Raw genomic sequence first — 17,329 nt, forward strand, 5'->3', positions numbered from 1 at the left:
CTTGTTGCTTCAGCGCGCTTCAACAGATGCGGGTCATGCATCCGTCGATGCTAGACCGTCGGAACGGTCCCGCCATCGATCACATATTCGGTGCCGCTGATCGATGCCGCGCGCGGCGATACGAGGAAGGTGATCAGGTCGGCCACTTCTTGAGGCTTCGCCGGGCGACCGAGTGGAATTCCGCCAAGCGCATCCATGATGATTTTCTTGCCGCCCTCGTAGTCGGTCCCTGCCGCATCCGCCAGCCGCTCGGCTAGCCGCACGGCGGCCTCGGTCTCGACCCACCCCGGCGAAACGCGCACGACGCGAACGCCTTTCGGCGTGACTTCCTTCGACAGGCTCTTGCTGTAAGTCGACAGTGCCGCCTTCGCCGCCGCATAGGCGGTGGTCGCCTCGGGCAGCGGCAGCGCGTTCTGTATCGACGTAACATGGATGATGACACCTGCCCCCTGTGCGATCATCGACGGGAGCAACGCCCGGTCGATGCGCACGGCCGCCATCAGGTTCAGATTGAGTGCGGCATCCCATTCATCATCGCTCAGGACTGCGAATCCGCCGCTCGGGGCGCTCGATCCCCCCAGGACATTGACGATCACGTCGATGCCGCCGAGGCGATCGAGCACTGCCTTCGACAAAACCTGGCATCCGGCCGCCGTCGTCAGATCGGCGGCGATCCAGGTGACGCCTTCAGCAGCTGTATCGGGAACCGAACGCGCCGCGGCGACGACCGTTACGCCGGCGTTTCGCAAGGATTCGACGACAGCCGCGCCAACACCTTTCGTGCCGCCGGTGACAAGGGCCCTGCGGCCGGTAAGCTCGAGGTTGAAGGTCATGGCGTGATTTCCAGAGAGAGGATCTTGCTGCACCCGACTTGACGGCACCTTGACGGGGCACCGGATCGCCCGGTGCAATCAGGGTCGATCAGCCGGAATGATGAAGCCAAGCGCCCGAAACAGGAAGAACGCACGAAAAAGTAAGGTGCTTACTCAACGGTAAGGATGAAAATTGGAAAAGAAATGGACCCCGACCTCGGCCGCCGCGGGTGTCGGCCAGGCGCTCAAGATATTCGACGGAAAATGGAAGCTGGTTATCCTGTTCCATCTGTTCGGCGGCAACCTGCTGCGATTCTCTGAACTCGAACGAGCGATCCCTGCCATCACGCAGAAGATGCTTGTTCAGCAACTTCGCCAGATGGAGATAGATGGGGTGGTTCGCCGGATCGTTCACCCTCAGGTGCCGCCGAAGGTCGAGTACGGCCTGACCGATTGGGGGCAGGCGCTCTGTCCGACGCTCGATGCGCTGCTGAAATGGGCCGCTCTCCGCCCGCACCCCGACGAGAACGATGCCTGATTCACACGTCACGGGCGCAACCCGAATCGCGGGATGCGTGCGCGTTCTCGTGATTTGATTTTCTCGCTGTGACGGCTGTGCCGGACGATGCCGGCGTCAGCGGCGATTTCACGCTGCCCGGATTGATTCGGTCCACTGGCCGCCACGGCACAGGACTGAACTCCGCCCCGTCATCGGGCATTGCACGGCGCCCACGCGCCAGCATGACGGACCTTCGACACCCTCACGCAGTTGCGCCGCGCTTCGTTCGCCGTGACCCGCTTATGGCGGGATTTGCCCCCGCGGGAGTGCGCCCATGCCGGGTGCATAAAAAAACCGGCCCGAAGGCCGGTTCTTCATACCGCATGCCGTAAGCGGCGCTCGCGCGCCGCGTGGCATTTAGAAGCGGTGGATCAGGCCGACGCCGACGCCGATCTGGTTCTGCTTCGAACCTGCGCCCACGCCGTCGCCGATGGACGTCGTTGCAGCGATGATCTTGCCGCCATTGAGCGTGTTGCCGCTCGAATGCTGGTAAGCCTCAACTGCGTACAGGCCCGTGCGCTTCGACAGGCTGTAGTACTGCGACAGCGTGACCTGGTGGTACTTGGCCGAGCTGGTGATGCCGTTCGACTGCGTTGCCGCCGTGTACGAGTAGCCCGCTGCGAAGTCCCACTGAGCGGCTGCCTTCCAGTGCAGCACGGCGCCTGCCGTGTTGAAGATGGCCGTGTTGCGGAACGCCGAACCCGTGCCCGGCGTGTACTGGACGTTCGAGTACGATGCCGAAATGTCCCATGCCGGCGTGAACTGGTAGCCCGCCGTCACAGCGATACGCTGTTGCGATTGCGCCGTGGCATAGCCGTTGTTGATCGACGAAACAGCCGGCTGGTTGCCGTCGCCCGATGCCGTCAGGCCGTTCTCGACCGTCGAGTTCGCGCCCCACACGCCGCCGCCGAGCGTTGCGTTGTTGACCTTCTGATAGCCGACCGCGATGCCTGCCGGGCCGTTCAGGTACTGGATTGCCGCGCTCCACGTCGAGCCACGGTTCGTCGCGCCTGCGACGCCGCCGAACGAGTACGAACCGCCGACCGTGAAGCCGTAGAACTTCGGCGACATGTAGACGAGCGAGTTGTTCGCACGGTAGCTCGTATCCAGCGAGTCGATATCGCCCGGGTGCGCGCCGTAGTAACCGGTCAGCCAGGTCGTCGGGCTGTACGGCGACAGCAGCGTGTAGTACGCGGTGTACTGGCGGCCGGCCGTCAGCGTACCGTACGTGCTGTTGGTCAGGCCAACCCACGCCTGACGCGTGAAGATGCCGTTGGTCCACTGCGACGAGCCGTTAGCCGTGTTGACGCCGGCTTCCAACTGGAAAATCGCCTTCGTGCCGCCGCCGAGATCTTCGCTGCCCTTCAGGCCGAAGCGGCTGCCTGCCCACACGCCGGTGGACATTTGCACCTTCGAATGACCACCCGTGGTCGCACCGACTGCCGACGAGTTGTTCTGCCAAGCGATACCGTTGTCGACGATACCGTACAGGGTCACGCTGCTCTGGGCGTGGGCGGCGGTAGCGGCTGCGAGACCGACTGCCGTCATGGCGAAAGCGACGCGCTTTTTCATTGATTCTCCGTCCTCAAAGAATGATTTCTTTTCTGGTGTGGTTTTATGACTGACACATGTGCGAGTACATGCCGACGGGATTCTGACGGATTACCGATTATTTCCCAACACGTGCAGTCGGTCATCGTATGATCGACGCAACGCAGGGGTTCACCAAGCGGTTACATAACACCTGAAAACGCTTACGCGGCGGGCCTTTCCGGCATTTCCCGGTGAAAACCCTAGCTTTACATTTTTACGGGTGCAACACGACCGTCGGATGTTGTCAGATGCCTTCGGCAACATACGTCTTACCAATGCGCGACCGTAGCTGACACCACGATTCACGCCGCCGCGAAGGATCGCTGACGTTCATGACACCCACGTTTCGCGACACGAAATAATGAAAACGTTTTTAGTCGACGCGCGAAGGGACGGAAGGTGATGGCCCGGCGAACGCGGGCCGAGGGGCGATGCCGGCACCTGTCGAGCCGGCATCGTTCAGGGCGAGTCAGCGCGTGGCCGGCTGCGCGAGATGCGCGTTCACGGCATCGGCGAGCGCGGTCAGGCGCGCACGAATCGCGGTGTTCGAGCCGACCAGCGCGAGCGACGACGCCATGATCCGGTAGACGCGCTTTCTCGGCACCTTGGCCGGCTTCACCGGATCGAGCCACGCCGGGTGGCCGGCCAGCAGCTCGAGCGTTTCGAGGCCGATCATGATCGGCCACAGGCACGCGAGCCGCAGCCGCACGAAGCGGCGCGGGATCGCGAGCGTGTACAGACACGCGTCGCGATACTGGTCGAGCGTCACGCGCAGCAGGTCGACGAGCACGCCGCGCGCGCGCGCCGACGCATCGGGCGCCATCAGGTCGGCGACGCCGAGCCCGTGCGCACCCAGCACGTCGTCGGGCAGGTAACACCGGCCGATGCGCAGGTCCTTCCCGCAGTCGCGCAGGATGTTGGTCATCTGCAGCGCCTTGCCGAAACGGATGCCCTTCTCGCACATGTCCGGCAGGTTCCAGCCACGCGCGGCCGGCGTGTGCATGCCCGTCATGTCGGTCCAGAACTCGCCCACGCAGCCGGCCACGAGATACGTGTAGCGGTCGAGTTCGCCGCGCGTCGGCAACGACACGACGCGCCCCGACTGCTCGTCGGGGAACGTGCGCAGGTCGAATACCATCCCCGCCGTCAGCGTCGCGACGACCTTGCGGATCGACGCGCGGTCGGCGTCCGGCTGCGTGCGCAGCAGCGCGAGCATCGGCTCCATCGAGCCGAGCAGCACGTGTTCGTGCGAATCGGTCTGCATCCGCGTCACGTCCTCGAGCGCGCGCGACAGCGCCACGCCGTCGCCGAGCCGCTCGACCTCGTCGCGCAGGTCGGTCAGCAACGCCGCCCGGCGATCCGGTGCGACGAGCGCCGTATCGGCGATCGTGTCGGCCGCGCGCGCAAGCAGGTACGCGAGGCCGACCGGGTCGCGCATGCCGTCGGGCAGCACGCGCAGCGTCAGGTAGAAGGAGCGGGAAACGTTCTTCAGCAGGTCGCCGAGCAGGAAAGCGGAATCGGTTCGAGTCGTCATGGGTCGGGAAAAATCGGCCGGCGCGGGCCCCGGACGCACACGGGCGCCGGGTGCCCGCGCCGGCCCGCGAGTCGCCGCATCGTCGCGCCAGACGGGCGTCGGCCCCGGCGCGGCGATGCAAAATTCCCGCAAGTTTAGTGCATCCGGCGGCCGGCCTGCCCGAGACGGCCGGAATGAGCGTCACGCCAGGTCGCAGTCAACCGCCCTGCCGCAGGCATTGCACCCTAAAAACAGAGAACGGAAAGGCGAAAGTAATACATATGTAATTATTCGGTGCGACGATCGCGTCCCATTCGACTCCGTGCGACACGCCGCGCCGGCCGCACCGCCGGATCGATCGCCCCTTTCCGACTCTCGTTTCGAAGGTTTATCGCCATGCTCTTCAAGCGCCCGACCTCCTTGCGCTACGTCCCGTTCGCCTGTGCCGCCGCGTTCCTGCTTGCCGCGTGCGGCGGCGACGACGACGTCGCGTCCGATCCCACCCAGCCGATTTCCGCGAAGGTCCAGGTGGTCGGCCATCGCGGCGCGAGCGCGCTGCGCCCCGAACACACGCTCGCGTCGTACCGCAAGGCGGTCGAGGACGGCGCGGACGTGATCGAGCCCGACCTCGTGTCGACCCGCGACGGGGTGCTCGTCGCACGTCACGAGAACGAGATCTCGGGCACGACGAACGTGTCGACGCTGCCGCAGTTCGCGAGCCGCAAGGCGACCAAGACGATCGACGGCGCGGAGCTGACGGGCTGGTTCACCGAGGATTTCACGCTCGCCGAACTGAAGACGCTGCGCGCCCGCGAGCGCATTCCGCAGGTGCGCCCCGCGAACACCGCGTACAACGACCAGTTCGAGATCCCGACGTTCGACGAGATCGTCGCGCTCGCGAAGCAGATATCCGCGCAGACCGGCCGCACGATCCACCTGTATCCGGAAACCAAGCATCCGACCTACTTCCAGTCGATCGGCCTGCCGCTCGAGGACCGTCTCGTCGATGCGCTGCTGAAGGACGTGTACACGGCGCGCACGGCGACCGTCTACATCCAGTCGTTCGAGGTCGCGAACCTGAAGACGATCCGCAACCGGATCAAGTCGAGCCAGCCGAACTGGAAGCTCGTGCAGCTGATGGACGAAGCCGGCCAGCGCCCGTACGACTTCGTGAAGGCGAACGACAAGCGCACCTACGGCGACCTGTCGACGCGCGACGGCATGCGCGAGATCGCGACCTATGCGAACGGCGTCGGCCCGTACAAGACGTCGATCATCGCGGTCGCCGCGGACGGCACGCTGCAGCAGCCGACGCCGTACGTGCGCTACGCGCACGAGGCCGGCCTCGTCGTGCATCCGTACACGTTCCGCCCGGAAAACAACTTCCTGCCCGCGTCGCTGAAGGACGGCGGCACGGCGGCCACGCGCAACACGGCCGGCTCGGTGCGCGAGATCCAGGCGTACCTGCGCGCGGGCATCGACGGCTTCTTCACCGACGATCCGGCCGTCGGCCGCACGGCGGTCGATACGTTCAAGCGCTGACCTGCGCGCCGACCGGGCGCGACGCACGACGCGCCACGCCCGGTTGCAACGCATCGCTCAGATCACGTTGAAGTGATGCGTGCCGTCCCGCTTCAACTGATCGACCAGTCCGTACTCCCAGTCGAGATACGCCTGCATCGCGGCCGCCGCGTTGTCGGTGCCTTCGTACGGGCGCCGGTAGCGGTCGACGCGCGGTGAGGCCAGATGCGTCTCGCCGCTTTCGAGCGGCAGCCCGGCGTCGATCCATGCGGCCGTGCCGCCGGTGAGCACCGAGATGTCGGCCGAAGCCGGCAGCAGCGCGCGGGCGTCGTCCGCCGCGAACCGCGCCAGCAGGCTCGATCCGCACGTGAACACATAGCGCTTCGCGGCCGGAATCGCCGCGAGCGCATCACGCAACTGCGCACGCACCGCGAACCACGCGCCCGGGATATGCCGCTTCACGTAGTTCGCGCTGGCCGTCACGTCGACGATCGCCAATTCGCCCGGCGCGGCCTCCTTCAGCCAGCCCGCGAGCGTCGCGGGCGAGATGTCCTTCACGCTCGGCGTCGCCGGCACGTCGCGCGGCGGCTGGCCGCGCTCGCTGAACCTCGCCGTGCCATCCTCAGGTTCGACCACCCGCACGTCCCAGCCCATCTGCGCGAGCCACGACGCGGTCATGTCAGCGCGCACGCCGTCGTCGTCGGCGAGCACGATCCGCGCGCCGCGCACGGCCGCGTGATGGTCGGTCTCCTGCACGAGCTGGCCGCCCGGCGTGCTCAAAAAGCCCGGCAGGTGGCCGGCTTCGTATTCCTCCAGCGTACGCACGTCGAAGCGGTACAGCGTGCGGCCCGGCGCGTCGAGCGCCGCGACGTCCGCGAGCGCGATGCGCGGCACGCCCGCGCGCTCGGCCACCGCGCGCGCCGCCCGGCGTGCGTCGGCGCGCTGCGCTGCGTCGATGTCGTCCGGAAAGCGTCGCGCGGCGCCGCGTTCGAGCGTCTGGCCCGCGAGCGTCCAGCCGATCGTGCCGTTGCGCAGCGCGGCGACCGGATTCGGCAGCCCCGCGTTGACGAGCGACTGCGTGCCGATGATGCTGCGCGTACGGCCCGCGCAGTTGACGATCACCTGCGTCGCCGGGTTCGGCGCGAGCGCGCGCACGCGCAGCACGAGTTCCGCGCCCGGCACGCTCGTCGAGGTCGGAATGTTCATCGTCTGGTATTCGTCGAAACGGCGCGCGTCGACGATCACGACATCGGCCTTCGCATCGATCAGCGCCTGCACCTCCTGCGCGGACAGCGACGGCGTATGCCGCTCGGCCTCGACCCATTCGCCGAACGACTTGCTCGGCACGTTCACGTCGATGAAGAGTTCGCCGCCCGCGGCGACCCAGCCCGCGAGGCCGCCGTCGAGCAGCCGCACGTCCGTGTAGCCGAGTTGCGCGAGCCTGGCGGCCGCACGCGGCGCGAGATCCTCGCCGCCCGCTTCGCCGAACACGACGATCGGCGTGTCGCGGCGCGGAATCCGCGTCCACGCGTCGAGTTCGAGTTTCGACAGCGGAAAGTTGGCGGCCCACAGCGGGTGGCCCCGCGCGTACGGATCTTCCTCGCGTACGTCGATCAGCGCGATCTCGTCGCGGGCAAGCAGGCGGGCGCGCACGTCCTGGTACGACGCAACGGGAAAGCGGGAGGTGGAGTCAGCGGATTGCGTCACGGTGTCTCTGTCTTGAATGCGTTGAAGTCAGTGAAGAAAGCGGAACGGATGAATCTTGTGCCCGCCGGCGCGTGCCGGCAACCGGCCGCGCGTGCGGGCGTTGCGTCAGGCATCAGGCATCACGCATCAGGCATTCGAATAACCCGACACGAACGGCTTCACGGTGCCGTCGTCGAGGAACACCGCGCGCTCGACCTTGCCGATGTTCGCGCCGTACACGTGGATGCTGATCGATACCTGATCGTCGAACGCGTTGGTCACGCGATGGACATCGCCGATGCGCGGCGACACGGCCTCGATTTCGCCCGGCTGCAGCCGCACGGCGTCGCCGGCCGGCTCGGGCCTGCCCGCTGCGTCGAACCGGTACGGCTGCGAGAACTCGCCGCCGCGCAGCATCCCGATCAGCCCCCACACCGTGTGGTTGTGGATCGGCGTCGTCTGGCCGGGCCCCCACACGAAGCTGACGACCGAGAACCGCTCGTCCGGGTCGAGATGCAGCAGGTACTGCCGATAGCGCGCGGGGTCGGGCTGCGCGAATGCGTCGGGCAACCAGTCGTCGTGTTCGACGAGCGCGGCGAGCAGCGCGCCGCCCTCGTCGAGGATGCGCGCCTCGTTCGCGCCGGACGCGAGCAACGCGCCCAGACCATCGACGAACGGCCGCAGCGGCGTCTGATGCAACGAAAGCGTACTCATCGGCTGACTCCTCGAATATGATGCCGAATATGATGGATTGTCATGATGCACCCGAAAGACCATGCAGAACAAACATGAAAATTAGCGATATCGACGCTTTTGCAGCGGTCGTCCGCTGCCAGACCCTGAGCCAGGCCGCGGCCGAGCTCGGGATGACGCAGCCCGCGATCACGCGGCGCGTCCAGAATCTCGAGGAAGCGCTCGGCGTGATCCTGCTCGATCGCAACACGAAGCCGCCGCGCCCGACCGACATCGGCCGGCGGGTGTTCGAGCAGTGTCGCGCGATCCTGCGCGAAGTCGATGCGCTGCGCGAGCTGACGGCCGGCGAGCAGCCGCCTGCCGGCGAATTCCGGATCGGCCTCACGCAGGGCCTCGGCGAGCTGATGCTGCCCGCGCTGATCGCCGAACTCGCCGCGCAATGGCCCGCGCTCGCGACACAGGTCACGACCGCCTGGGGCGGCATGCTCGTCGAGCGCGTCGCCCGGCGCGACCTCGATGCAGCGCTCGTGTTCCTCGCACGCGAAATGGTGCTGCCGGCGCAGGTCGAAGGCGAACGGCTGCTGGCCACGCGGCTCGTCGCGGTCGGCCGCAAGGGTGACTGGCCGCGCCGCAGCTACCGGCTCGCCGATTGCCACGCACGTGGCTGGGTGCTCAATCCGGACGGCTGCGGTTTTCGCGCGGGCTTGCGGCGCGCGCTCGACGCGCAGGGCCTGCCGATGCCGGTCACGCTCGACACCTACGGTCGCGACCTGCAGTTGCAGAGCGTCGCGAACGGCTTCGGCATCGGGCTGATGCCGCTGCCGCTCGTCGAAGGCAGCCCGCTGCGCGATGCGCTCGACATCGTGCCGCTCACCGATTTCAAGCCGCAGATCGATCTGTGGCTGCTGCGCCGGCACGATGCGGCCCGCTTCGACGCGCCGCTCGCCGCCGTTGCCGCCCATGCGCGCACGGCGTTCGCGTTGCCCGAGCAGGCGCACGGCAAGGCGGCCTGACCGGACCGGGCGGCGAAGGCGTCGCGCCGCCCGATCGGCGCCCGCGCCAGCCCTGCTCCCGTCACGCATCGCCGCGGCCGCGTTCGGTCTCGTTGACCGACGCCCCGCTCGTCTCCGTCTCGCCCTTCGTTGCGCGCTTCCCCTCACTCCGGCTCGCCGCTTCGAGCGCCGCACGCCCCGCCGCCACCGCGATCGCATCGTCCTGCGGCGTATGCACGCGGCTGCACAGCACGTCGCGATAGTGACGTTCGAGCGGATTGGCGCGGCTCAGCCCGTGATTGCCCGACAGCTTCAACGCCTGCTCGACCACGCGGATCGCGTGCTCGGTCACGGCCCGCTTGACGAGGCCGCTCGTCGTGACCGACGGTGCATCGCCCGCGTCGGTGCGCGCGATGTGATCGTCGAGCAGCACACGGTTCGCATGCAGCCAGCCCTCGATTTCGCCGACCGCTTCCTGCACGCGCGGCAGCGTCGCAAGCGGCGCGCCCAGCCCGCTCGGCGCACGCGTCGTTGCAAATTCGACCAGCCAGTCGCGCGACGCACGCGCCACCGCGTCGTACAGGCTGCCGAGCAGCGCGACCATCCACGCCTGCTGGTCGGCCTGCGCGTCGGCATCCGCATGGGTCGCGGCCGACACGGCCCATGCGTCCGGTGCGCGTACGTCGACCGCGTGATCGCCCGGCAGCCGCACGTCGTCGAACACGACCTCATGGCTGCCTGACGCACGCAGGCCGAGGTGATTCCAGCTTTCGATCACGCGGATGCGATCGCCGTCCGCATCGCGGTCGCGCGGCACGAGAAACACGCCGACCCGCGGCGCCGGCTCATCGGTGCGCGCCCACACGGCCAGCCAGCGCAGCGCCGGAATCCCGGTGCTGTACAGCTTGTGGCCGGACAATCGCCAGCCGTCGCCGTCACGCCGCGCAGTGGTTTCCGGCAGGCCGCCGCGCGACGGCGAACCGAGCGCGGGCTCGACGCGCAGCGCGTTGATCAGCGCGCCTTGTGTGACCGCGCTGTCGAACACCGCCCGCCGCACCTGCGCCGGCCAGCGGTTGTCGGCGCGGCCGAGCGCGCGATGCTGCAGGTACGTCATCGTCAGCACCAGCGCGGTCGCCGGGTCGGCGCTCGCGACGGCGGCCACGATCCGGCTCGCCTGCGCGAGCGTCGCACCGGCGCCGCCATGCTCGCGCGGCACGACCTGGGCGATCAGCCCCGCGCGATGCAGCCGCGCGAAGTTCTCGTGCGGAAAGCGACCGTCGACGTCGTTGCGGGCCGCGTCGGCGGCCAGCTCCGGCGCGAGGCGGTCGAGCAGCGCGGCGACGCGGACGTCGTCGGCGGCGTCGGCATCTTCGGTGGACAAGAGGCGCAGCGAACGCGGCTGCGGCGACGGCGAGGAGGCAGCAAGGCTGGCGGACATCGAGACGGATTCCCTGGGTAATACGGACAGGCGGCAATGGCGGCAATCGATCGCCACGCGGCGCGGTTTCGCATGAAGCCGGCGATCCGGAACGCGCGGCGCCGGATTCGCCGGCGCCCGCGCGCCCGATCGTTCACGAGCCCACAGCGTAGGCGCAGCGCACCGCCGCCCAAACCATGCAAATCTGATATTCAAATCGGGATTGATTATTTCCGTTTCGCATGATCTCGGCGTTAACCTGCGCTCCATTCCCGCCCGGCCACGCGCCGGGCCGTCCCTGCACCGGAGACCCAGATGAGCGTCGAATTCATCGGCATGATCCAGAGCCAGAAACAGTCGGAAATCCACCCGGCGTCCGGCCCCGTGGTCGATCCCGACTATGTGCGCGACTTTGCCCGCGCCCACGAGACGGCCGGCTTCGACCGGATCCTCGTGCCGCACCACTCGACCGGCCCGTCGGCGACGCTGACGATCGCGTTCGCGGCGGCCGCGACCGAGCGCATTCACTTCATGCTCGCGCATCGCCCGGGCTTCACCGCGCCGACGCTCGCCGCGCGGCAGATCGCGACGCTCGACCAGTTCAGCCGCGGCCGGCTCGCCGTGCACTTCATCTCCGGCGGCTCGGACAGCGAACAGCAGCGCGACGGCGACTTCCTCGACCACGACGCGCGCTATGCGCGCACCGACGAATACCTGGGCATCCTGCGCCGGATCTGGACCGACGCGCAGCCGTTCGATCACGACGGCGCGCACTACCGGTTCAAGCAGGGTTTTTCGGAAGTGAAGCCGCTCCAGCAGCCGCATGTGCCGATCTATTTCGGCGGCGCGTCGGAAGCCGCGCTCGCGGTGGCCGGCAAGCACGCGGACGTCTACGCGCTGTGGGGCGAATCGCTCGACCAGGTGCGCGACCTGACCACGCGCGTGCGCGCCGAAGCCGCGAAGCACGGCCGGCAAGTGCGCTTCTCCGTGTCGTTCCGCCCGATCCTCGCCGCGACCGAGGACGAAGCGTGGGCGCGCGCGCATCGCATCCTCGACGAAACGCGCCGGCTGCGCGAAGCGGCCGGCCTCGGCGCCGGCGGCCCGCAACAGAGCGAAGGGGCGCGCCGCCTGCTCGCCGCGGCCGAACGCGGCTCGCGCGTCGACAAGCGGCTGTGGACCGAGATCGCGAAGCTCACCGGCGCACGGTCGAATTCGACGGCGCTCGTCGGCACGCCCGAACAGGTCGCCGACGCCCTGCTCGACTACTACGACCTCGGCGTCACGACGTTCCTGATCCGCGGCTTCGATCCGCTGGAAGACGCGATCGACTACGGCCGCGAACTGATTCCGCGCGTGCGCAGCGCCGTCGCCGCCCGCGACGCGGCACGCCGCGCGGCCTGAGCCCAACGGAGCCTATTGGAGCCATCCGCCATCATGTCCGCCGTCCTTGCCTCACCCGTCCGCACCGCATCGGGTCTCGAACTCGCCGAAGCGCCGCGCCAGCATTTCTGGTTCGATCCGCCGGCACCACGCATCGACGTCGCCGCCGAGCGCCGTCACCGTCAGGAACGGCTCGCGGCCGCATTCCGCCTGTTCGCACGCTTCGGCTTCGCGCAGGGGCTCGCCGGCCACATCACCGCACGCGACCCCGAACTGCCCGACCACTTCTGGGTGAACCCGCTCGGCGTGCATTTCTCGCAGATCAAGGTGTCCGACCTGCTGCTCGTCAACGCACGCGGCGAAACCGCGATCGGCACGCGGCCGCTGAACAAGGCCGCGTTCGCGATCCATGCGGCGATCCATGAAGCGCATCCGCACATCGTCGCCGCCGCGCATACGCACTCGACGTACGGCAAGGCGTGGTCGACGCTCGGCCGCCCGCTCGATCCGCTCACGCAGGACGCCTGCGTGTTCTACGAAGACCACGCGCTGTTCGACGACTTCACGGGGATGGTCGTCGACACGAGCGAAGGCGCGCGGATCGCGGACGCGCTCGCGAAGCCGGACGGCACCACGCACAAGGGCGTGATCCTGAAGAACCACGGCATCCTGAGCGCCGGCCCGTCGGTCGAAGCCGCCGCATGGTGGTACATCGCGCTCGACAACGCCGCGCACACGCAGTTGCTGGCCGAGGCGGCCGGCACGCCGCAGCCGATCGATCACGCCACCGCGCGCCACACGCACGGCCAGATCGGCGGCCCCGAGGGCGCGCTGCATGCATTCGACAGCCTGTTCGCGCGCGTCGTCGCCGACGAACCCGACCTGCTCGACTGAGCGCCTTTCCGCACGACCGGAGACCAGACCTCATGACCCGAACCACCGCACCCGCGCCCGTGCCCGCCGACGCGCACGACGACAAGCGCCGCAAGCTGCTGCGCGCCGCCGGCGCCGTCGCGCTCGCCGCACCCGCGATCACGCTGGGCCGCAAGGCCTGGTCCGCGCCGCCGCTGAAGAAGCTCACGTTCGCGTGGAACCAGAACGCGTTCTGCCTGACGCCGATCGTCGTCGCGCAGGAGCGCGGCTTCTTCGAGAAGAACGGCCTGAAGGTCGATTTGATCAACTACAGCGGCTCGACCGACCAGCTGCTCGAATCGATCGCGACCGGCAAGGCCGATGCGGCGGTCGGGATGATCCACCGCTGGCTGAAGCCGCTCGAAGCCGGTTTCGACGTGAAGATCATCGGCAGCTCGCACGGCGGCTGCGTGCGGCTCGTCGGCGCGAAGGCGGCCGGCGTGACGACGCTGCAGGCGCTGAAGGGCAAGACGGTCGGCGTCAGCGACCTGGCTGCGCCCGGCAAGCATTTCTTCTCGATCCTGCTCGCGAAGAACGGGATCGATCCCGAGCGCGACATCACGTGGCGGCAGTATCCGGCCGACCTGCTCGGCGTCGCGGTCGACAAGGGCGAGATCCACGCGATCGCCGACGGCGACCCGAACCTCTATCTGCTCGAGAAGCGCAGCAATGGTGCGTACACCGAACTGGCGACGAACCTGTCCGGCGAGTACGCGCGCAAGGTGTGCTGCGTGATCGGCGCGCGCGGCGACCTCGTGCGCAACGACCGGCCGTCGGCCGCCGCACTCGCGCGCTCGATCGTGCAGGCCACCGAATTCACGCACGACAACCCGAACGAAGCCGCGAAGGTGTTCGCGAAGTATTCGCCGAAGATCAGCCCCGAGGACCTGCGCAAGCTCTACGCGACGCTCACCTACAACCATCACCCGACCAACGTCGACCTGCAGCAGGAAATCGCGTTCTACGCGGACGACTTCCGCCGCATCAGCGTGCTGAAGAAGAGCACCGACCCGCAGCGCTTCGCGCAGCAGGTCTATGCGAACGTGCTGGGGTGACGCGATGTCGACGATCGAACACGCTCCCGCCGCACGCGCCGCCTCCGCCCCTTCCGGCGGCAGTGCCGCCGCATCCGCGCCCGCGTCGCGCGTCGCGTGCATCGCCTGCGAAGCCACGCTGGCCGCCGAAGCCCGCCGCGCGCGCACCTGGCCCACCGGCATCGCCGCCGCGCTCGCATGGGGCGTGCTCGGCGCCCTCACGCAACTGTGGCCGAACCGCGTCGTCGGTTTCAGCGACTGGGCGTACACCGGCGAATTCGCCGTCGGCGCGTGGACGGTCGCCGCGTTACTGCTGGTCGCCGCTACACTCGGCCATCTCGTTCCCGCGACGCGTACGCGGCTCGCGCGCGTGCGCCCGGCCGGCCCGTGGCTCGTCGCGCTGCCGCTCGTGCTCGCCGCGTGGGAAATCGTCACCGCGAAAACCGGCTGGCTGCCGACCCCGTTCTTCGCGCCGCCGCAGGCGCTGATCGAGGTCTACGTCGACGACTGGCCGCGCCTGCTCGGCAGCGCCGGCAACACGCTGAAGCTGCTCGCGCTCGGCTTCGCGTACGGCGTCGCGGTCGGTTTCGCGGTCGGCGTGTCGATCGGCTGGTCGCGCCGGATCGGCTACTGGGTGCATCCGGTGCTGCGCGTGCTCGGCCCCGTGCCGGCCACCGCGCTGCTGCCGCTCACGTTCTACTTCTTCCCGTCGAGCTATTCGGCGGCCGCGTTCCTGATCGCGCTCGCAACCGGCTTCCCGGTCGCCGTGCTCACGTGGTCGGGCGTCGCGAGCGTCAACAAGCAGTATTACGACGTCGCGCGCACGCTCGGCGCGAACGCGCGCTTCCTCGTGCTGCGCGTCGCGATTCCGGCCGCGCTGCCGCACGTGTTCGTCGGCATCTTCATGGGGCTGAGCGCATCGTTCACGGTGCTGGTCGTCGCCGAGATGATGGGCGTCAAGTCGGGGCTCGGCTGGTACCTGAGCTGGGCGCAGGGCTGGGCATCGTACGTGAACATGTATGCGGCGCTGATCGTGATGGCGCTGCTGTTTTCCGGGCTGATCGCGCTGCTGTTCGCCGTGCGCGACCGCGTGCTCGCCTGGCAGAAAGGAACCGTCAAATGGTGAGCGCCGCCGGTCTCGAATCGTCCGTTGCATCGTCCGTTGCCGCTGCGCCCGCCGTCACGGCGCCGCGCGGCGCGCGCATCGACATCCGCCGCGTGAGCCATGCGTTCGACGGCCCCGGCGGCGCGCTGCCGGTGCTCGACGACGTCACGCTGTCGGTCGCGGCCGGCGAATTCGTCGCGCTGCTCGGCCCGAGCGGCTGCGGGAAGTCGACGCTGCTGCGCCTCGTCGCGGGCCTCGATGCCGCGCGGCAAGGCACGATCGCGCAGGACGGCGTGCCGATCGAGCAACCCGATCCGTCGCGCATCGTCGTGTTCCAGGATCCGACGCTGTATCCGTGGCGGCGCGTACGCGCGAACGTCGCGCTCGGCCTCGAGGCGCGCGGCGTGGCGCGCACGGCGCAGCATCGCGTCGACGATGCGCTCGCGCGCGTCGGGCTGCAGGAATTCTCGAACGTGTTCCCGCATCAGCTATCCGGCGGGATGGCGCAGCGGGTCGCGCTGGCCCGCGCGCTCGTCAACGATCCGCGCCTGCTGATTCTCGACGAGCCGCTCGGCAAGCTCGATTCGCTGACGCGGCTCACGATGCAGGCCGAGCTCACCGCGCTGTGGCAACGCGACGGCTTCTCCGCGCTGCTCGTCACGCACGATGTCGAGGAAGCGCTGTTCCTCGCGCAGCGCGTGATCGTGTTCGGGCCGCGCCCCGCGCGGATCGTCGCCGAATTGCACGTCGACCTGCCCTACCCGCGCCATCGCGGCGACCCGCGCCTCGCCGAACTGCGTCACGACGCGTTGCGGCACCTCGGGCTCGATGCGAGCTGGTAGATGCGCGGTGCCGTTCGACGAACGGCCGCCAGGCGGCCGGAACATAGCCGATGAACGCGCCGACGTTCGCCGACTGGGCGCTCGTGTTTCTGCAAGGGCTGTATCGCGCGCAAATCGCGCTGGCGCGCGTGCTGCATGCGATCGGGCTGACGGGCGACGCCGACGGTCAAGCCGCGTGGCCGTGGGCCCATCGCATCGCGCTCGAAACGCTGCGCATCGACGCGGGACTCACGCGGCAGCTCGCGTTCGCCGTGGCGGCGACGGCGCTCGCGGTCGTACTCGCGGGCATCGCACTCGCTTCGCGCAAGTGGCGTCTCGTATCGGCAGTCGCCGCACTGGCGGTTGCGTGGTTCGCGCCGTGGCCGCCGTCGTCGCTGTGGCTCTCGCCTGCCGTACCGACGAGTTTCCAGCGCGATCCCGCGCCGTTTTCCGTATCGAACGTGATGCGCGGCGCACACCTGTATGCGCAGCACTGCGCGGCGTGCCACGGCGCGGACGGACGCGGCGAAGGGCCGCTCGCGGCCACGCTCCCGCACTGGCCGCCGACTTTCGCCGGCGCGCTGCTCGCCCGTCGCCTCGACGGCGAGCTGTTCTGGCGCGTACGCCACGGCACGCGCGACGAACGAGGCGGGTCGACGATGCCCGGCTTCGCCGCGACGCTCGGCCCCCAGGACACCTGGGCCGTGCTCGACTACCTGAAAGCGCTCGCCGCGGGCAGCGGCGCGCAGGCGGAAGGCGCGTGGCCCGTGCCCGTCCCGCTACCGGCGCTCGACGTGCGCTGCGGCGCCGCCGCGCCCCAGCCGCTCGAGCGCTGGCGCGAAGGCCAGCGCGTGCGCATCGTCGCGCTCGCACCGGGCGCGCCGCCGCCGCCGGAAGACGCGCGCTGGCAAACCTTGCTCGTCACGGCAAGCGGCGCGCCCGTGGCGCAGGCAACCGGCACCGCGCGAGCCGATTGCGTCGCATCCACGCCCGATGCGTGGCGCGCATTCGCGACGATCGCCGGCATCCCGCCCGACGCGCTCGGCGGCACGCAGCTCCTCGCCGATCGCCGCGGCTGGCTGCGGGCACGCGCGTTGCCGGGCAGCACCGGCTGGTCGGATGCCGACCTGCTGTGCCGCTCGGACGCCACCGCACGACCGGCCGGACCGGCAGCGACCGGCGATCCGCTGACTGCGCTGCTGCTGCGCGTCGATACGGAGCCCGTGCGCGATGTACAGGCCGGGCTCCCGCATTGATGAATCCCTGAACTTCTCTTCCGACCGAGTTTCCC

15 protein-coding genes are annotated in these 17,329 nt (G+C 68.8%); 9 read left to right on the top strand and 6 right to left on the bottom strand.

Annotated features, from left to right (window positions below):
* Positions 1-50 precede the first annotated feature (50 nt).
* Entirely contained in the window at positions 51-833 is a 783-nt protein-coding gene (locus CFB82_RS26380; protein WP_089485909.1) for an SDR family oxidoreductase, read from the bottom strand.
* Positions 834-1,005: 172 nt separating this feature from the next.
* Here CFB82_RS26380 and CFB82_RS26385 point away from each other — a divergent pair, with 172 nt between their 5' ends.
* Entirely contained in the window at positions 1,006-1,350 is a 345-nt protein-coding gene (locus CFB82_RS26385; protein ID WP_089485910.1) for a winged helix-turn-helix transcriptional regulator, read from the top strand.
* Between the two features lie 378 nt (positions 1,351-1,728).
* Here the strand turns inward: CFB82_RS26385 and CFB82_RS26390 are convergent, their stop codons facing one another.
* Positions 1,729-2,943: a porin gene (locus tag CFB82_RS26390; protein WP_069251452.1), complete on the bottom strand. Its 1,215-nt coding sequence runs from the start codon at positions 2,941-2,943 to the stop codon at positions 1,729-1,731.
* A gap of 490 nt (positions 2,944-3,433) precedes the next feature.
* Positions 3,434-4,498 (bottom strand): phytoene/squalene synthase family protein, encoded by a 1,065-nt coding sequence (locus CFB82_RS26395; RefSeq protein WP_089485911.1) that lies wholly within the window; start codon positions 4,496-4,498, stop codon positions 3,434-3,436.
* A gap of 375 nt (positions 4,499-4,873) precedes the next feature.
* Here CFB82_RS26395 and CFB82_RS26400 point away from each other — a divergent pair, with 375 nt between their 5' ends.
* On the top strand, positions 4,874-6,019 hold the full coding sequence (locus CFB82_RS26400; RefSeq protein WP_089485912.1) for a glycerophosphodiester phosphodiesterase: 1,146 nt from the start codon (positions 4,874-4,876) through the stop codon (positions 6,017-6,019).
* A gap of 57 nt (positions 6,020-6,076) precedes the next feature.
* Here CFB82_RS26400 and CFB82_RS26405 read toward each other — a convergent pair whose 3' ends face one another.
* Both CFB82_RS26405 and CFB82_RS26410 read right to left on the bottom strand, forming a co-directional pair.
* Complete coding sequence (locus CFB82_RS26405; protein WP_089485913.1) at positions 6,077-7,705, bottom strand: rhodanese-related sulfurtransferase; 1,629 nt, start codon at positions 7,703-7,705, stop codon at positions 6,077-6,079.
* Positions 7,706-7,831: 126 nt separating this feature from the next.
* Entirely contained in the window at positions 7,832-8,398 is a 567-nt protein-coding gene (locus CFB82_RS26410) for a cysteine dioxygenase (protein WP_089485914.1), read from the bottom strand.
* Positions 8,399-8,472: 74 nt separating this feature from the next.
* Between CFB82_RS26410 and CFB82_RS26415 the strand changes: the two genes are divergently transcribed.
* The gene (locus CFB82_RS26415) at positions 8,473-9,390 is read left to right on the top strand and encodes a LysR family transcriptional regulator (protein WP_089485915.1); all 918 of its coding nucleotides are present in this window, start codon (positions 8,473-8,475) and stop codon (positions 9,388-9,390) included.
* A 61-nt stretch (positions 9,391-9,451) separates the two neighbouring features.
* On the opposite strand, the gene CFB82_RS26420 is transcribed toward CFB82_RS26415, so the two are convergent.
* A complete protein-coding gene (locus tag CFB82_RS26420; RefSeq protein WP_089485916.1) occupies positions 9,452-10,807 on the bottom strand; it encodes an acyl-CoA dehydrogenase family protein in 1,356 nt (451 codons plus the stop codon).
* A 294-nt stretch (positions 10,808-11,101) separates the two neighbouring features.
* On the opposite strand from CFB82_RS26420, the gene CFB82_RS26425 reads away from it, so the two are divergent.
* The 6 genes from CFB82_RS26425 to CFB82_RS26450 are packed head-to-tail and all read left to right on the top strand — an operon-like array spanning position 11,102 to position 17,294.
* Positions 11,102-12,187, top strand: coding sequence for an LLM class flavin-dependent oxidoreductase (locus tag CFB82_RS26425; RefSeq protein ID WP_089485917.1), 1,086 nt, complete (start codon positions 11,102-11,104; stop codon positions 12,185-12,187).
* A gap of 33 nt (positions 12,188-12,220) precedes the next feature.
* On the top strand, positions 12,221-13,060 hold the full coding sequence (locus tag CFB82_RS26430; RefSeq protein ID WP_069251444.1) for a class II aldolase/adducin family protein: 840 nt from the start codon (positions 12,221-12,223) through the stop codon (positions 13,058-13,060).
* A 32-nt stretch (positions 13,061-13,092) separates the two neighbouring features.
* Positions 13,093-14,133: an ABC transporter substrate-binding protein gene (locus CFB82_RS26435; protein ID WP_089447532.1), complete on the top strand. Its 1,041-nt coding sequence runs from the start codon at positions 13,093-13,095 to the stop codon at positions 14,131-14,133.
* 4 nt (positions 14,134-14,137) lie between these two features.
* On the top strand, positions 14,138-15,238 hold the full coding sequence (locus CFB82_RS26440; RefSeq protein ID WP_089485918.1) for an ABC transporter permease: 1,101 nt from the start codon (positions 14,138-14,140) through the stop codon (positions 15,236-15,238).
* Positions 15,232-16,059, top strand: a complete 828-nt coding sequence (locus CFB82_RS26445; RefSeq protein ID WP_089485919.1) for an ABC transporter ATP-binding protein — start codon at positions 15,232-15,234, stop codon at positions 16,057-16,059. Before CFB82_RS26440 ends, CFB82_RS26445 begins: the two co-directional genes overlap by 7 nt.
* Positions 16,060-16,109: 50 nt before the next feature.
* On the top strand, positions 16,110-17,294 hold the full coding sequence (locus tag CFB82_RS26450) for a c-type cytochrome (protein ID WP_089485920.1): 1,185 nt from the start codon (positions 16,110-16,112) through the stop codon (positions 17,292-17,294).
* Positions 17,295-17,329: the final 35 nt, after the last annotated feature.

This window comes from Burkholderia sp. HI2714, assembly GCF_002223085.1.
Classification (GTDB): Bacteria; Pseudomonadota; Gammaproteobacteria; order Burkholderiales; family Burkholderiaceae; genus Burkholderia; species Burkholderia lata_D.

What these genes read in the sequence shown, in the direction of transcription:
- CFB82_RS26435 (WP_089447532.1), top strand. Translation starts at nt 13,093, where the DNA reads ATGACCCGAACCACCGCACCCGCGCCCGTGCCCGCCGACGCGCACGAC.
- CFB82_RS26400 (WP_089485912.1), top strand. Translation starts at nt 4,874, where the DNA reads ATGCTCTTCAAGCGCCCGACCTCCTTGCGCTACGTCCCGTTCGCCTGT.
- CFB82_RS26425 (WP_089485917.1), top strand. Translation starts at nt 11,102, where the DNA reads ATGAGCGTCGAATTCATCGGCATGATCCAGAGCCAGAAACAGTCGGAA.
- CFB82_RS26420 (WP_089485916.1), bottom strand. Translation starts at nt 10,807, where the DNA reads ATGTCCGCCAGCCTTGCTGCCTCCTCGCCGTCGCCGCAGCCGCGTTCG.
- CFB82_RS26440 (WP_089485918.1), top strand. Translation starts at nt 14,138, where the DNA reads ATGTCGACGATCGAACACGCTCCCGCCGCACGCGCCGCCTCCGCCCCT.
- CFB82_RS26410 (WP_089485914.1), bottom strand. Translation starts at nt 8,398, where the DNA reads ATGAGTACGCTTTCGTTGCATCAGACGCCGCTGCGGCCGTTCGTCGAT.
- CFB82_RS26390 (WP_069251452.1), bottom strand. Translation starts at nt 2,943, where the DNA reads ATGAAAAAGCGCGTCGCTTTCGCCATGACGGCAGTCGGTCTCGCAGCC.
- CFB82_RS26415 (WP_089485915.1), top strand. Translation starts at nt 8,473, where the DNA reads ATGAAAATTAGCGATATCGACGCTTTTGCAGCGGTCGTCCGCTGCCAG.
- CFB82_RS26450 (WP_089485920.1), top strand. Translation starts at nt 16,110, where the DNA reads ATGAACGCGCCGACGTTCGCCGACTGGGCGCTCGTGTTTCTGCAAGGG.
- CFB82_RS26430 (WP_069251444.1), top strand. Translation starts at nt 12,221, where the DNA reads ATGTCCGCCGTCCTTGCCTCACCCGTCCGCACCGCATCGGGTCTCGAA.
- CFB82_RS26445 (WP_089485919.1), top strand. Translation starts at nt 15,232, where the DNA reads ATGGTGAGCGCCGCCGGTCTCGAATCGTCCGTTGCATCGTCCGTTGCC.
- CFB82_RS26380 (WP_089485909.1), bottom strand. Translation starts at nt 833, where the DNA reads ATGACCTTCAACCTCGAGCTTACCGGCCGCAGGGCCCTTGTCACCGGC.
- CFB82_RS26395 (WP_089485911.1), bottom strand. Translation starts at nt 4,498, where the DNA reads ATGACGACTCGAACCGATTCCGCTTTCCTGCTCGGCGACCTGCTGAAG.